The sequence below is a fragment of the Campylobacter sp. RM12651 genome (assembly GCF_022369475.1).
Lineage (GTDB): Bacteria > Campylobacterota > Campylobacteria > Campylobacterales > Campylobacteraceae > Campylobacter_E.
Genome location: NZ_CP059600.1, coordinates 1,238,467 through 1,255,559 on the forward strand (window position 1 = coordinate 1,238,467; position 17,093 = coordinate 1,255,559).

Genomic DNA, 17,093 nt, shown 5'->3' on the forward strand with positions numbered 1-17,093 from the left:
TACTAAAATTAAAAAGGAATTTAAACTCAAAAAATGAGTTTAAATTCTTAAAAATTATAAAGAATACACGCTTAATGATATTTCTTCTAAAGCCTTTAAATAAGCTTTTGCAATATCAAGATTTGTAAAGCTTGCAACCTTACTCTCACTTGCTGCGCGTCTTATTTTAAATCCATCACTAAGGCTATTTTTTGCATCTCTTGGGGTATTAATTACTAATGTAATTTCTCCATTAACAATTTTTGAAATTATGTCATCTTCATCGCCTAATTTATTAACACTAATTGCATTAATTCCGTGATTATTAAAATAAATTGCTGTATTTTTAGTAGCTAAGATTTTATAACCTAAGTTCATAAATCCACGAGCAAGCTCAAGTGAATCAGCCTTATTTTTATCATCAATACTAAATAATACTCCGCCAAATTCTTCTATCCTAACGCCACTTGCAACAAGACCTTTATAAAGTGCTTTATTAGCACTTGTGCTAGTTCCCATAACTTCTCCAGTGCTTTTCATCTCAGGCCCTAAAACTGTATCAACTAAAGATAATTTTGAGAAGCTAAATACAGGAACTTTTACATAATACATTCCTTGTATTTCTTCAAATTCTTTAGTAATTCCTTGCTCTTTTAAGCTTATTCCTAAAGCAGCTTTTAAAGCTATATTTGCTAGGTTTTTATTAATTACTTTACTTAAAAACGGCAATGTTCTTGAAGCTCTTGGATTTACTTCTAATACATAAAGTTTATTTTCAAAATATACAAATTGTATATTTAAAAGTCCTTTAATTTTTAAAGCAAGTGCAAGTTTTTTAGTGTAATTAATAATTTCTTCTTTTACCTCATCACTTATACTAACACTTGGAGTTATTGCTGTGCTATCTCCACTATGCACACCTGCTCTTTCAATATGCTCTAAAATACTTGGTATATAAACATTTTCTCCATCACAAATAGCGTCTACTTCAAGCTCTTTTCCGCATAAATATTTATCAATTAATATAGGTTTATCAAGGCTTACTTCTGTTGCTTCTTGCATATATTTTTTAAGTTCTTCATCATTAAATACAACTTGCATAGCTCTACCACCTAAAACAAACGATGGACGAACTAATACAGGATAGCCTATTAAATTAGCATTTTTGATAGCTTCATCAACACTAATTGCGGTAATTCCTTTAGGTTGATTTAAGCCTAAATCACTCATTAATTTTTCAAATAATTTTCTATCTTCAGCAGTATTTATACTATCTAAACTTGTGCCTAAAATCTTAACTCCATTTGCTTCTAAAAACTCAGCTAAATTAATAGCAGTTTGACCACCAAAACTAACAATTACCCCTAAAGGTTTTTCAATATTAATAATTTCTAAAACTTCTTCATTGCTTAAAGGCTCAAAATAAAGCTTATTAGCTACGCTATAATCAGTTGATAATGTTTCAGGATTGTTATTAATTATTATTGCTTCATAGCCCATTTCTTTAATAGCCCAAATAGCATGCACGCTAGAATAATCAAACTCAATTCCTTGACCAATTCTAATAGGGCCACTTCCTAAAACTATGATTTTTTGCTTATTGCTAATTTCATTTGTGTCTTTAAATTCTTTATTATAAGTTGAATAAAAACTTGGAATTAGATTTTTATAATCCATCGGCTGAACGCATTTATAAATAGGTCTTATATTGTTTTTAGCTCTTAATTCATACACTTCTTTTTGCTTGCATTCCCAACGATGTGCGATAATTTTATCAGCTAGTCCTATTTGCTTAGCTTTTGTAAGTGCTTGAATATCAAATTTTTTCTCTTTTAATTCGTGTTCTGTGTCAATGATTTGCTTAAATGTATCTATAAATAATCTTTGCATTTTAGTAAGATTCATAATCTCATCAACACTAATTCCACGCCTTAAAGCTTCTCCTATGAAAAATATTCTTTCATCTCCAGCTTTAATTAAACGCTTTTTGATTTTTTCATCTGTGTATGTTTCGCCGTTTTTAAGACCTAGATGACAAATTCCATATTCAAGTGATTTAATAGCTTTTAAAATACTTTCAGCTAGGCTAGTTCCTAAGCCCATTACTTCACCCGTTGCTTTCATTTGAGTGCCTAGATAACGATTAGCATCTTTAAACTTATCAAATGCAAATCTAGGAGCTTTAGTAACTATATAATCAAGATTTGGTTTATACTCAAGATAGCTTAAACCACTTGCTTCGTTTTTAATCTCATCTAAAGTTTTGCCTATTGCGATTTTTGCTGCGATTTTTGCTATAGGAAATGAAGTTGCTTTACTAGCTAAAGCACTTGAGCGTGAAACTCTAGGATTTACTTCAATAATAAAATATTCTTTTGTAATTGGGTTTAAAGCTATTTGAACATTACAACCACCTTCAATTTTTAATGCTCTTATTAATTTAATAGCAACATCTATCATTTGTTGTTTGATTTTTGGCTCAAGTGTTTGAGTTGGTGCAACAACCAATGAATCACCTGTATGAATTCCAACAGGGTCAATATTTTCCATATCGCAAATTAATATAGCATTATCAGCTCTATCTCTTATAACTTCATATTCAAGTTCTATAAATCCTGCTATTGATTTTTCAATTAAACATTGTCTAGTAGGAGAATAAATTAAGCCTTCGCTAGCTATTTTTTTAAGTTCAGCTTCATTTTCACAAATTCCGCCGCCAGTTCCACCCATAGTAAATGCTGGACGAACAACAACAGGATAACCACATTCATTAGCAAAAGAAATTGCACTCTTTGTATTATTTACAATAACACTTGGTGGAACAGGTTCATTTAATTCATTCATTAATGCTCTAAATAATTCTCTATCTTCAGCCTTATTAATAGTATCTAAGCTAGAACCTAATACTTTTATATTATATTCTTTTAAAATCCCTACTTTATCTAATTCTATTGCCATATTTAAAGCAACTTGTCCGCCTAAGGTAGCCAAGATTGCATCAGGGCGAGTTTTTTTAATAACCTTTGTTACAAATTCTAAAGTAATTGGCTCTATATAAATCTCATCAGCAATATTTTTATCAGTCATAATAGTAGCTGGGTTTGAATTGATTAATATTACATATTTACCTTCTTCTTTAAGCGATAAACAAGCTTGAGTTCCTGCATAATCAAACTCTGCTGCTTGACCAATTATAATAGGACCACTTCCTATAACTAAAATTTTATTTACATCTTGCATTTTATTCTCCTTTAAAAATAATTTTTCCATCACAAATTGTAAGCTCTACTTTTGAGCTTAATACACTTCCTAAATAAGGCGTATTCTTGCCTAAACTAACGATTTCATCTTCTTTTAATTCCCAAGTTTTATCTAAATCAATTACTACAATATCAGCTATCGAACCAACTTTAAGCTCCCCTGCATTTTCTAAATTAAATCTTTTTTTAGGATTAGTGCTAAAAGCGTTTAGAATTGTTTCAAGTTTTACTAAATTAGTTTTTACTAATTTTGTATAAAGCAATGAAAACGCAAACTCACTTCCTATAATTCCAAAATAAGCCTTATTAAATCCACCTTGCTTTTCGTCTTTTGAATGTGGTGCATGGTCTGTTGCTATTACTTCAATTATGCCTTCATTTAAAGCATTTATTAAATAATCTCTATCAGCTTTGCTTCTTAAAGGCGGATTCATCTTCCACATTCCATTATCTTCTTTAATATCTTCATCACAAGAAATTAAATGATGTGGAGTTACTTCACAACTTATATTTACTCCAAGTTTTTTGCCAAACTCAACCATCGCAACACTTTCTTTAGCACTTATATGGCATACATGATAATTTGAATTGCATTCTTTACAAAGTAGCATATCTCTTGCAACTTGCACGCTCTCGCTTGAACTTGAAATTCCTTTAATTCCTAATTTTTTAGACTGAACTCCATCGTGCATATGACCGCCTTCAACTAGGTCTAAATCTTCGCAATGTGCAATTACATATTTATTTAATTTCGCACATTCTTTCATTGCATCTTTCATAATTTTTGCATTTGCAACACCTCTTCCATCATCGCTAAACGCAAAAACAAAAGGAGCTAATTGGCTAAAATTAACTAAGCTTTGACCTTTTTCTTCCATAGTAATAGCTCCATAAGGAAGAACTTTCATACAAGAATCTTTTTGAATTAAATCTAATTCAAGTTTTAAATTCTCTAAAGTATCAGGCACAGGTTTTAGATTTGGCATAGCACAAGCTGTAGTAATTCCACCTTTTGCATTCGCCATTGAACCTGTTTTTATGCTCTCTTTGTGTGAATATCCTGGCTCACGTAGGTGCTGATGAATATCAACAAAACCCGCACTAACAAGCTTACCTTTAACATCAATTATTTCTCCACTATAATCAATATTAGGAGCTATTTTTACTATTTTTTTACCTTCAATTAAAATATCAGTTTTAACAAATTTATTATCTATAAATGCGTTACAATTTTTAAGAAGCATTTTAAATCCTTTCATATACATAATCAAGTATTGCCATTCTAGCAAATACACCATTACTCATTTGGGTAAAAATCTTTGATTTTTCACATTCAACCAAACAACTATCAATCTCTACTCCACGATTAATTGGGGCTGGGTGCATTATGATTGCATCATTTTTTAATCTTTTATAATTATTAGTTGTAAGTGCGAAAGATTTTCTATATTTTTCTAAATCTAATTCGTTTTTATCGTGTCTTTCGTGTTGAATGCGTAAAAGCATACAAACATCAACCTCATCTATAATTTCATCTAATTTATAATATTCATTATAAGAATTATCTTGATAAATAGGAGGTGCAGCTAAAAATACTTTAGCTCCAAGTCTTTCAAGCGCATCTTTATTTGATTTTGCTACACGAGAATTTTTTATATCTCCAACTATTGCTATTTTTAAACCATTAAAAGTATTAAAATGCTCATAAATCGTTACTAAATCAAGCAAACATTGAGATGGGTGTGCTCCACTTCCATCACCTGCATTAACCACTTTAGCATTCAGTCCTACTAAATCATCAAAATAATTATTTTGTTTATGTCTAATTACTAAAACGCTAGTTCCAAGACTTTCAAAAGTCTTACAAGTATCATATAAACTCTCGCCTTTATTTACACTTGAACTACTAGCAGAAAAATTAAGCACTCTAAAGCCAAGCTTAAGCTCAGCAACTTCAAAACTTGTCCTTGTTCTTGTAGAATCTTCAAAAAATAAATTAGCTATGATTTGATTTTCATAATTTTTAAAAAAGCCATCGTGTTGTTTGTAATACAAAGCTTTTTTTATAAGCGTATAAAAATCATCATTGCTAAGATTTTTAGTTGTTAAATAATCACGCATTGTCCTTCTCCCACGAGAGTAAGGCCTAACCGCCATTAGAAAACAATTTTAAATAAAGGGGATTGTATAAGTGAAGTTCAAAAAAATCTGTCAATAATAATATTTTAAACTTAAAATAAAATTAATTTTTATAAATTTTAGTAAAAATATATTTTAGGAATTTAAATTCCTAAAATATTTAATTCTCTCTAAAGAATTTTTGTGCCATTTGATTGGCTTTTGCTTTATCACGACCTTTTTTAAAGCTTTTATAAATTCCACTTACATAGTTTTCAAAAGTTTCTTGAGAATCAAGAGCCTTTTCATCTTTTTCTATCTTGGTATAAATTCCATTCTCATCAAGCGTGTAAGCTAATTGATTATCACTTAATTGAAGTCTTAAAATCTCTGCTAATTTAGCGTGCAAACTCTCATTTAATATAGGTGTCATTAGTTCAAGCCTACGCTCAAGATTTCTTGGCATCATATCAGCACTGCTTATATAATATTGTGGAGTTGCGTGTTTAAAATAAAAAATCCTAGCGTGTTCAAGATATTTTCCAACTATACTTCTTACTCTTATATTTTCGCTAAATCCTTTAAGATTTGGCTTAAGACAACAAATCCCACGAACTATTAAATCAATGCTTACACCTTTGTTTGACGCTTCATAAAGTGCTTTTATAATGTCTTCATCAACAAGCGAGTTCATCTTCATTATAATTTCACCCTTTTTACCTGCTAGGCTTTCAGTTTTTATCATTTTTAAAATCTGCTCTTTTATCTGAAACGGGCTCATTGATAGAGTTTTTAAGCGTTTATTTTTGCAATAGCCTGTAAGTATGTTAAAAAACGCTGTAATATCAGTATTTGCTATATCAAAATTAGATGTAAAAAAGCTAATATCAGTATATACTTTAGCAGTTGCTGCGTTATAATTACCCGTGCCTAAATGTGCGTAGAATTTAAGCGTGCCATCGTCTAATTGGCGAATTACTTGAGTAATTTTTGCATGCACTTTAAACCCTGCTATTCCATATACTACATGAGCTCCTGCGTTTTCTAATTCTTTTGCCCAATAAAGGTTATTTTCTTCATCAAAACGAGCCTTTAATTCAACCATAACCGTAACTTGCTTTCCATCATTAGCGGCGTCCATTAAAGCCTTAATAATTTGCGAGTTTTTTTCTAAGCGATATAGGGTCATTCTAATTGATATTACTTTTGAATCCTTACTAGCTTCTTTGATAAAACTTGCAACTGGGTCAAAACTCTCATAAGGCTGATAACATAAAATATCTTGCTTATCAATTACTTCAAATACACTTACATTCTCATCAAATGGTGGCAAAATCTTAGGCACATAAGAAGCATTACATAAATGACTTAATTGCTTATTATTTACAATTTGTAGCATTGATGATAGGGCTAATGGGGTTTTGTATTCGTAAATATCTTTATTAAATACTTTTAAATGTATGCTTAAAAAGTTTTTAATCTCTTCACTAGCACCACTTTCAATTTGAATTCTAACATAAGCACCTTTTCTTCTAAGTTTTAAGCCTTGCTCAAGTAGCATCATAAAATCATCTGCTTCTTCTTCCTCAATTATAATATCAGCATTTCTAGTTACTCTAAAAGCTGCACTTTCTACCATAGTAAAACCTGGGAAAATATCTTCTAAATGCTCTTTTACCACGCTTTCAATAGGAACGAAAAGCCCCCTATCAGCTTCAAAAAATCTAGGCAATACTCTAGGAATTCTAACCATAGCGAATTTATCGTGCTTTTCATCTTCGCTTTTTAACTTAACAGCTAGTGAGAAAGATAGATTATTAAGTGGCGGAAATGGGTGCGTTGAATCTACTGCAATAGGAACAATTACTGGCATTATGGTGCTAAAGAAATATTCTTTAGCTTTGCCTTTTTGATTTCTTGTTAAATCATTATAAGTTTTAAGCTCCACACCCACTTTTGCTAATTCGCTCATTATAGAAAAATAATTTTGTTCTAAAGTGTCTTTTTCTGCGTGTAAATATTCACGAATAGCGTTTAATTGCTCTAATGGTGGTAGTTCATTTTGTGGCACTACTCCTGCTGCAAAAAGTTGCTTAAGTCCAGCAACTCTAATCATATAAAACTCATCTAAATTCGTGCAATATATACTAATAAATCTTAATTTTTCTAATAAGGGTATTTTTTTATTGCACTGATCAAGCACCCTTGAATTAAACTTAAGCCACGATAATTCTCTATTAAAAACCAATTCCTTCTTCATTAATTATCCTTAATTTATAAAACCACTTGCTACTACTAAATCACCTTGATAAAATACTGCTAATTGTCCTTTTGCTAAAGCATATACGCTTTCTTCTAATAAAACCTTTTTTTCATTTTTTAGCAATTTACAAGGCACTTCTTTAGTGTTATATCTGATTTTTACCTTGCAATCAATCTCATCAAAATCACAAAAAGCATTTACATTTTTTAATTGAAATTCTTTTACAAATAATTCTTCTTTTGAACCTACTATTATTACATTTTCTTTCGCATCAATTTCTAATACATAATGTGGAGTTAATGCACCTTTTACACTAAAACCACGCCTTTTACCGATAGTATAGTGCATATAGCCTTCGTGTTCTCCTACAACTTCGCCCTTAGTATTTTTTACTAAGCCTTTTTGATTAACTTTTACATAATCTTTTAAAATATCGGTATAATTTGTGGTTACAAAACATATTTCAGAGCTTTCTTTTTGTTCGCTGATTGATTTTAACATAGGGATTTTTAGTGCTTGTTCTTTTATGTCTTTTTTAAATTTATCCCCTAGTGGAAAAAGCACATCATTTAAGCTTTCTTTATTTACATTTGCTAGAAAATATGTTTGGTCTTTGCTTAAATCTACGGCTTTTTTAAGCATATTGTTTTCTATTTGAGCGTAATGTCCTGTAGCTAACTTTGCATTTTTGCTTTTAGCATAGTCTAACAATGCTCCTAGTTTTATTTTTTGATTGCATAAAGCACAAGGATTTGGAGTAAGTCCATCTTCATAAGTCTTAATAAATGGATTAAAAACTGCTTTGCTAAATTCATCAGTAAAATCAATAATATCATAAGAAATTCCTAAAAAATCAGCCACTCTTTGTCCATTTTCTATATTTTTTTCGTGATAGTTTAAACGATTGTGTAATTTCATATAAACACCACTTACATTAAAACCTTTTTCTTTAAGCATAAGAGCTGTATAAGAGCTATCAACCCCACCACTCATTGCTAAAACTACATTCATATAATTTCCTTTCCATCTAAATACATATTTTTTATTTTATTCGTTCTTAAAATTATTTGAGCTAATACATTATCCTTATCATAACCAAAATCATCTAGCAAGATAAAATCTGCCTTAGCACCATTACTTAAAGGCTTTAAGCCATTTAAAAATAAATGAGAATTATCAAAACAAGCCGCCTTATAAATTATGTAAGCTAATTCGTTTAATTCAAATTCATTATGAGTAAATATAAAAGCTCTTAACTCATCAAACATATTTAAACTATTATTTGAGCTAAGCCCATCTGTGCCTATGCTAAGATTTAAATCATTTGCTAAAAGATTTTTAAGCTTAATTGCACGAGAGCCTAAAAATCTATTTGATTTAGGACAAGTCGTGATTATATGATGAGATTTAAAAATACTAAAATCATCAACATAATTACAATGAGTAAAAATAGCTCTTAAATCATCAAATCCACTTAAAAAATCCTTAGTAATTAAACTAGGATTAAATCTAGCTAAGTAATTGCTTAAAGCATTACTTTTGCCTTGCAAATACTCCTTTTCATAAGCACTTTCTAAAAAATGTGTGCTGATTAATAAATCATTTTTCTTAGCAAAATTAAGTGCGTATTCATAAGTCTTATCGCAAATTGAATAAGGACTATGCAATGATATATGGTTATTAAGGTTTGAAAATCTTGAAAATCTCTCTTCAAAACTCTTAATATTGTTTTTTAAAGTTTCATCATTAGCACCTAAAATCTCGTGAAAAATAATGCTTTTTATCTTGCTATTTGATAGGATTTCTAGGTTTGCTCCAAAACTTGAAATTTCGCCTAGATACCCTACCCCGCTTTGCATTAGAATTTCAATTTGTCTATTAATCTCTTTACTTAATAAATCTTTATTTATCGCTTCACGATTTTTGATAATGCTCTCAAGCCATTTTGCAAAATCTCCATAATAAAGCTTAGATAGACAAAACTCTAAATGTGAATGCAAATTGCACAATACTGGGCTTAAAATATATTCGCTTTTATCAATTATTTGAGCGTTTTTGTATTCACTTAAAGCCTTGTTAAAATCACATATTTTAATAATCTCTTCATTAAATACTAAAGCTTTATTGGTTTGTAAAAATTCATCTTGGCTAAAGTCTAAAATAGCCTTAGTTTTCATAATTTTAATCATTTTTTTCCTTTATGAAATATTACGAAACTTTTTTTAATAAATGTTGTTAAAAATAGCAAATCGGATAATAAAAATCCTTTTTAGATAAAAATTTAATCCATAATTTAAATTCTTTTGATTAAAAATATGTATTAAAGCTTGATAAAATCACCAATTTTAAAGTATTGCTCATAATATTCAGATAATTTTAAAACCCCTTCATTACCCATTACTAAGGCACTATCATTATGAATTTTAAGAGCAGAACCATATGGCAGAGCAAAAACAGAAGAATTTTGATTTAGCTTAAAATATTCATAAAGCTTCATTGAATATTCCCTATCTTGAGGGATATATTCAGTGATTATTTGGTATTTTAAAATACCTAAAGCTTGCAAATTACTAGGATATAATATAGGTAAATCATTACAAGTTTTAATATCTTCTGATAATACACTAGCCCCAGCACCCCAACCAGCATAGGTTATAGAATTTTCTATTTTATCTTTTAAAATATCTAATAAATTTAGCTTTTGTAATCTATGTAAAAGAACAAATAAATTACCACCACTTACTAATATCCCATCGCTATCGTTTAATATATTAATAGGGTCATTGTGTATAGAAACTATTTTTGAGTTTATTTTATTTTTAAGAGTTTTTTCGTATTCATCAAATCCATCAATTACTTGAGCATAAGGAACTAGAGCTATTTGTTTAGTTTTAGCAAAAAAATCATTTAATATACTAGCACACCAATCAAAAGAATCTAAGTTTTTATATCTATCACTGCTTAATAATAAAATATTTCTCATACTATTTTCCTTTTAAAACTCATATCTATAATTAATCATACTTGTATAATTTAAACTATCATAAAAATTATGATTTGAATTTTGCTTATCATAAATCAAAGCGAAACTCAAAGATTGATTATAATCTAATTTATAATCAAAAATACTAGAAATAACTATTTCATTATCTTTTCTTTTTGAATAATAAGATGAATCAACCTTTTTATAAATTGTATGATTATAACCAAAACTTGGCTTAAAACTAACTTTATTTAATATAGGAATAATAGCCCCGATTTTTATACCATAATTTTTAAAATCAGAATTAGCACTAAAACTATCTTTTGCATTTTCTAAATCATAATTTAAATTAAAATAATAAATATTATCATTATATGCAAAAACATTATTAAGACCTAAAGAATGATGAATAAAATTAGAATCTTTATCCATACTATCAGCAAATATTCCTTTAGATAAATCATAAGAAATTAAATATAAATAATTATCATTTACATTATTTTCATAATTAATACCCATATTTAAGCTATGCAAAAACGCAGCTCTTCTAAGTAATACAAAATCATAACTAGCATTTAGAGTAATTTTATGATTATCCCTTACATAGCTTGGATTAATTGCTAATGTTAATACATTTAAATCAGGATAATTTTCGCTTTTATTTTTTAAATATTTTTTATTATTTAAACTCGCATAAAGCTCTGCAAAATAATTATTTCCTAAATCTAAATTATAAGCACCATCTATATTAAAATTAAAACTTAAAGAACCACTTGCTTGTTCATTTTTAAAATTTCTAATCTTCTCACCAACAAAATCAGTGAAATTATCATTGCCATAAAGCGGGTTTGTATCATAAGCAAAACCCAAATTAAGCCCTATAAAATAAGGCTTAGCAACTTCTTTTGTCAAATTATCTAAATTATTTAGCATATTATTAATTCTAACTTTTTGAGTAGAACTTAAATCCAAATTATTTAGCATATAATTTAATTCATCTCTCATAAGTTCAGGATTATTATTTTCATAATACAAATTAGCTATTGAAAATCTAGCTTCAATATTGTTTTCATTAATAATTAAAACCCTATCGTAAGCTGCAATTGCTTCTTTTGTATCTTTTAATTTTTCAGCACTTTTTGCCAAAATTAGGTTAAGTTTTTCGTCACTACAATCAATCTCACATTGAGCTTTAGCTAATTCTAAAGCTTTTTTATAATTTTTCTTATTAAACTCATCTATATAATTAGCAAAAGCAAGAGAGCTTATTAAAAATGATAAAATAATCTTTTTTATCATTTTTGAACTCCGTAAGTAGAATTTCTTTGCCTATTGTTTTGATAGTCTTTACCATTTAAATATCCCTTATTTGCATAATTTATTTTATTTTGTATGCAATAAGTATTGCCATTACATATTTTAATAATATCTTTAGATATTGAATTGGTATCTAAATCCCTTATTCTTTCATTATTGTATTTATAATTATTTTTATAATCTTGATAATTTTTATTTTGATAATATTCTTGTTTTGCTTTTATCATTTCTTCTTTAGAATTTAAAAACTCATTAAAACTTTCGCTATTTTTATAAGATTGTTTAGTATTTACTTGACTTTCTTTACCTGTATTAATAGTTTCAAATTCCTTAGGCACTATCTTTTCAATCTTAATAACCTTATCATTATCAAATCTTAATTGATTTCCTGCTTGAACTAAAGAAGTTTTATTACCTACTTTAACATCTATTGCACCTTCTAAACAACCTACTTTATCAACTTTTCCAAGACTTCCAACAAACACGGTTCCTCTAATTCCAATCGTTGCTGTTTTTGCTTGAAATTCAAAATTCTTTCTAGCTATTTTTGAAATATTTCCCGATATTACCTTAAAATGCCCATTATTTACTTCAAGACTTACTTTTGATTTTTTACCATCAATTACATAATCTTTAATATTTAAAGTTGTATTTTTACCTAGCGTAACTATTGTATTATCTATGAATTTAATTTGTAATTTTGCATTATTTTTTGTGATTATTTTGTCATTTTCTTCTAAAATATCATTTGTTTTTGCAATTCTTTCTTTGTTGTCACTTAAAATTACAACATCTCCTCTTAATGTAACTATTTTTCCAATATTTGCGAAAAGTGAGCTTGCTAAAAACACAATTAAAGCTATTTTGTTCATATTTTCTCCTATTTTTATAATTTGATTACATTAAAACTACTTGGTTTTAATTTTTCTAATTTGATAATTCCTAAATTTTTATAGTGTAATCTCTCTCCTTTTTTTAAATTATATTTTTTACCGCCTACTCCAACTTCAATTTCTCCTGAAATACAATTAACAAAACCATTATTAACATCTCCACTAAATCTAGTTCCACGAATGCCAATGGTCGCTGTATTTGCTTGGAAAGTAAAGTTTTGTCTAGCTAGCTTAGAAATCTCTCCACTTACTAAATCGTAGCTTCCTTTTTTAGCTTTCAAGTTCACTTTAGAATTTGCTCCATTAATTAAATATTTATTGATTTGTAAAGTTGAGTTTTTACCTAAAGTAAGAGTAGTATTATCTATAAATTTTATTTGAACTTTTGCATTATTTTTAGTAAGAATAATATCGTTTTCTAATAGCTCATAATTTTTATGATTTACATTAATTGTTGATTGATTTCTTAAAACCTCAACATCTCCTACATAATTTACAATACTTCCAACATTAGCAACTAATGAAATTGAAAAAAACACCAATAAAAGCAAAATACGCATAATAAGTCCTTTTTTAAGATTTAATCAGTGATTTTATGATATTAACTTTAATTATAAATTAAAAATATATTAAATAAAAAATATAATCAAAAGTAAATTTTATTTATAAAATAATAAATTTATAAATAATTCATCACAATAATTTTTATCTTATTGTGATGAAAGAAGATTAGAAGTTATATCTATATACTAGGTTAAAGCTATAATCTATGTTTAGATTACCACCGAATGTTTTTTCAAATTCTAAGCCTATATTTGAACGATTATTTAGCTTATAAGAGCTTGATAAATTAACAAATACTCTTGAATCTCTTTTACCATTATTAATACTTATAGTATCTAAATCTTTTATAGTTTTCTTAGAATTATTTACCAAATCGCTAGCAAGTCCAACGCCTGCTCTAAGTGATAAATCATTTTTATTAAAACCTGTAAAAATAGCTGTTTTTAAATTAAGTGGGATAAAAGAATCTGATTGTAAATATAATTTTTTATCACTGCTTGTTAATTCTTGCTTACTTACATAACCTGTTATTAATTCAATTTGTGGTTCTAAATAAAAATTATTAAAATCTTTTCTATATCCAATCTCAGCACTAGCTAAAAAAGTATAAGAATTATTTGGTTTTAAAGAATTTGTAACTTCGTTTTGATTTTTAACATATAAATTAAAATCATTTTTATAATTTATATATTTTGCTATTACATCAAAATACAATCCATTATCATATATAGTGCTAGAGTATGCTCCAAAACCATAACCTTTTATACTGCCATCTAAATTATCACTTAAACTATATTTACTAGCATTAAAAATAAGCCCTGTGTAATTTACATAATTATTGCCTTGATTTAATTTATCAGCACCTAATTGCATTTCATAAAACTTAGTCTTGTTTGCGTGTTCGTAAGAGCTTTGACCTGTATAAGCTCTAAACCAAATTCCAGCATTTGCATCTGTGTTATTTCTTAATTCTCCCATTCTTTTTTGCAAGTTATTCCATTCTAATACATAGCTAAAAAATACTTGATTTAACGAACTATCAATCATTTGTGTAACTTCTTTATTTTCTTGAACGAAGAAATAATCTTTAACACTAGGCTTATTTAAATCATCGTTAGGTTTAGGTTCTGGTTTAGGTTCTGGCTTTGTTTCTGGCACAATAGGAGTTGTATTTTCAATATCTTCTTTATTTACTTTTACTAAATACCAATTAGCTTTGCCATTTTCATTAACAAACTCAACATTAGGTGTATAAATACTGATATTTTCTTTATAATCAAGTGCTTTTAAATAATCATTATTAATAGTATTATTAGTATTTACAAGACTTGCTAATAAAAACTTATTAGCATTAGCTAAATCAGGTTTAATCATAAAAGTATTTTGCCCACCTAGTGTGCTTATACTTGATATTAGAGTATTGTTTAAACTAAACATAAAATTAGTCTTGCTAGCATTTAAATTAGCTACATTTATATTTGCATCAATATTTGCATTATTTAGCTTTAAAGTAGAATTATTATCTTCTGTGATTATAGAACCACTAAAATTAGAATTATTCATAATGCTAAGAGTTGAATTATTTTTTAATTTCACATTTGCAGTCACTTCAATATCTTTTGCAATTGAATTAAATTCATTAGCAAAAGAAGTAAATACTAAAGAGCTATTTATATGATTTGCATCGTATTTATCAAGATAAATCAAATTCTCTCCTATGCTAAGATTTGATTTATCTAAAGTAATATTATCTGATGTTAAATTGCTATGTTTTAATATTTTAAAGGTTGAATTACTTAGATTTATATTATTTATTTTGCTTGTTCTATTTTCGTATTCATCTTGAGTATTTGTATTAGGAGCAGTATTTACACCTAAAGAATTAGCTAAAGATTGATTTAGAAAATAAGAATGCTCTAAAGGATGACCTTGTAATATCGTAGTTCCACCATTTACACTTAATTCATCAGCTTTTATTTCTCCATCAAATACAAAAGTCTTAGAATTATTCAGTTTTAAATTAATATTATCGCTAATTTGTCCATGATAAATACCTATATCATTAGTGTTATTTATACTTAGAGTTGATTTTTTAGAATTTGAATTAATAATCTTAGTTCTAAAATCATTTGCTTGAATTTTATCAAAACTTAAATCAACTCCATTTAAATCCAAATATCCACCATTAAAAACTAAATTAGCATTATTAATTTGATTTGCATTAGTTATTTTTAGCCCTGCATTGTTTAGAAGATAAATTGAACTAAACGCTTTATTGCTTGTATTTAAAATCGTTAGCCCTTCGCCACTTCTTAATCCACCTGCACTTTCTTTGCTAATTTCTAGCGTTCCTTTTCCCATTTTATGCAAATTATCATTAGCTGCTGTTTTTGCATTAAAATTAAGTGTCTTACCATCATCTATCACAACTCCACCCAATAAAACTTCTTCGCCATTTAAAGTAGAATTATCTTTAAAATAAAACACACTTGAGCCAAAATTTTCATTATTGTTTAAAGCAATACTTGCAGCTTTACTAAATACTAAATCTTTATTATTTTCATTATATTTATCTTTAATATTTGAATATATATCATTTGAATTATAAGAATTACCACTTAAAGTAGCAGTAAAATCATTCTTAAAATCATTAATTATAAAACTATTTATAAGGGCATATTTTGTATAAGAGCAAGTTGTATTATCATCACCACAATCGCTTCTACTAACTACTCCAATTACTAGCCATTCTTTTTTCAGATTATCCCATACATAAATAGCACTTCCACTATCTCCTGGAGCTGAAGTATTTGAAAAATCAAGCCTTATATCTTTATAATAATCCTTTGCACTTAAATGTAAATATCCTGTTTCTGTTTTGCTTTTATCTTCATCTACATATAAAATTCCGCCGGTTAAAAACTCTGAAGGATCAGCTACTTTTTTAGGAAAAATATTTGTATTAATATTACCAATTTTTTGAATTCCACTACCAGTTCTTGCATATACGCTAAATCTTTCTGGATTATTTAAAATTTCACCTTTTCCTATATTATTATCATCTTTTTCACCGCTTGTTTTAATATATTCTTTATAAGCATCAATATCCCACTTACTAGAACTATTTTTATTAAAATACTTATCTTGATATATTACATTTTGGTCATTTTTTAAATTTTCACTAACATTTGTGTTTTTAAAATAAAATTCTTTATCAATTAGCTTTGCACTTTCATTGATATTTAATTTACTCATTTTAATTACCGCAAAATCTTTTAAATCATCAACTTGAACTAATTCACTACAAGATTTGTTCCATTTAAGATAATCTTTAAAATTTGTATCACTTGCTACTACTTTTGATTTTACTAAGCCAAATTCATATTCTTTATCTTTTTGTATTAAATAAGGTCTATATGTAGGACTAATCATATGAGCTGCAGTGATTGCAAAAGAGCCACCTATATTAGTAAGCTCGCCCATCAAATCTCCTGTAGTATTTGCTGCATTAAAACTTGGCATAGGAACTTTAAAATCAATAGTTTTTCCATAAATATCTGTAACTTCTATATTATTACCTACTTTAAATTTGCCTTTGTTATTTCCAAAATCTAAATAATCTTGATAAGCAAAATTAGGATTTACAACACCTGCAAATAAATTAACACTAAGTAAAATGGCACTATATTTGATTTTCATAGTGGCTCCTTATATTA

At 27.6% G+C, this 17,093-nt stretch carries 11 protein-coding genes; all 11 read right to left on the minus strand.

What is annotated here, in order from left to right:
- Window positions 1-54: 54 nt before the first annotated feature.
- Entirely contained in the window at window positions 55-3,219 is a 3,165-nt protein-coding gene (gene carB / locus AVBRAN_RS05960; RefSeq protein WP_239802737.1) for a carbamoyl-phosphate synthase large subunit, read from the minus strand.
- 1 nt (window position 3,220) lies between these two features.
- Window positions 3,221-4,483, minus strand: a complete 1,263-nt coding sequence (locus AVBRAN_RS05965) for a dihydroorotase (protein WP_239802738.1) — start codon at window positions 4,481-4,483, stop codon at window positions 3,221-3,223.
- A 1-nt stretch (window position 4,484) separates the two neighbouring features.
- A complete protein-coding gene (locus AVBRAN_RS05970; protein WP_214120028.1) occupies window positions 4,485-5,360 on the minus strand; it encodes an aspartate carbamoyltransferase catalytic subunit in 876 nt (291 codons plus the stop codon).
- Window positions 5,361-5,538: 178 nt separating this feature from the next.
- Entirely contained in the window at window positions 5,539-7,617 is a 2,079-nt protein-coding gene (locus tag AVBRAN_RS05975) for an RNA degradosome polyphosphate kinase (RefSeq protein ID WP_214149729.1), read from the minus strand.
- 9 nt (window positions 7,618-7,626) lie between these two features.
- Window positions 7,627-8,631: a tRNA 2-thiouridine(34) synthase MnmA gene (gene mnmA, locus AVBRAN_RS05980; RefSeq protein WP_214149728.1), complete on the minus strand. Its 1,005-nt coding sequence runs from the start codon at window positions 8,629-8,631 to the stop codon at window positions 7,627-7,629.
- Window positions 8,628-9,809, minus strand: a complete 1,182-nt coding sequence (locus tag AVBRAN_RS05985; RefSeq protein ID WP_239802739.1) for an amidohydrolase family protein — start codon at window positions 9,807-9,809, stop codon at window positions 8,628-8,630. The genes mnmA and AVBRAN_RS05985 overlap by 4 nt, the downstream gene beginning before the upstream one ends.
- 131 nt (window positions 9,810-9,940) lie before the next feature.
- On the minus strand, window positions 9,941-10,603 hold the full coding sequence (locus AVBRAN_RS05990) for a Type 1 glutamine amidotransferase-like domain-containing protein (protein WP_214116644.1): 663 nt from the start codon (window positions 10,601-10,603) through the stop codon (window positions 9,941-9,943).
- Window positions 10,604-10,615: 12 nt separating this feature from the next.
- Complete coding sequence (locus tag AVBRAN_RS05995; protein WP_239802740.1) at window positions 10,616-11,902, minus strand: porin family protein; 1,287 nt, start codon at window positions 11,900-11,902, stop codon at window positions 10,616-10,618.
- Entirely contained in the window at window positions 11,899-12,792 is an 894-nt protein-coding gene (locus AVBRAN_RS06000; RefSeq protein WP_239802741.1) for a FecR family protein, read from the minus strand. Before AVBRAN_RS06000 ends, AVBRAN_RS05995 begins: the two co-directional genes overlap by 4 nt.
- A gap of 14 nt (window positions 12,793-12,806) precedes the next feature.
- A complete protein-coding gene (locus tag AVBRAN_RS06005) occupies window positions 12,807-13,373 on the minus strand; it encodes a FecR domain-containing protein (RefSeq protein WP_214116637.1) in 567 nt (188 codons plus the stop codon).
- 169 nt (window positions 13,374-13,542) lie between these two features.
- Window positions 13,543-17,076, minus strand: a complete 3,534-nt coding sequence (locus AVBRAN_RS06010; protein ID WP_239802742.1) for an autotransporter outer membrane beta-barrel domain-containing protein — start codon at window positions 17,074-17,076, stop codon at window positions 13,543-13,545.
- Window positions 17,077-17,093 lie beyond the last annotated feature (17 nt).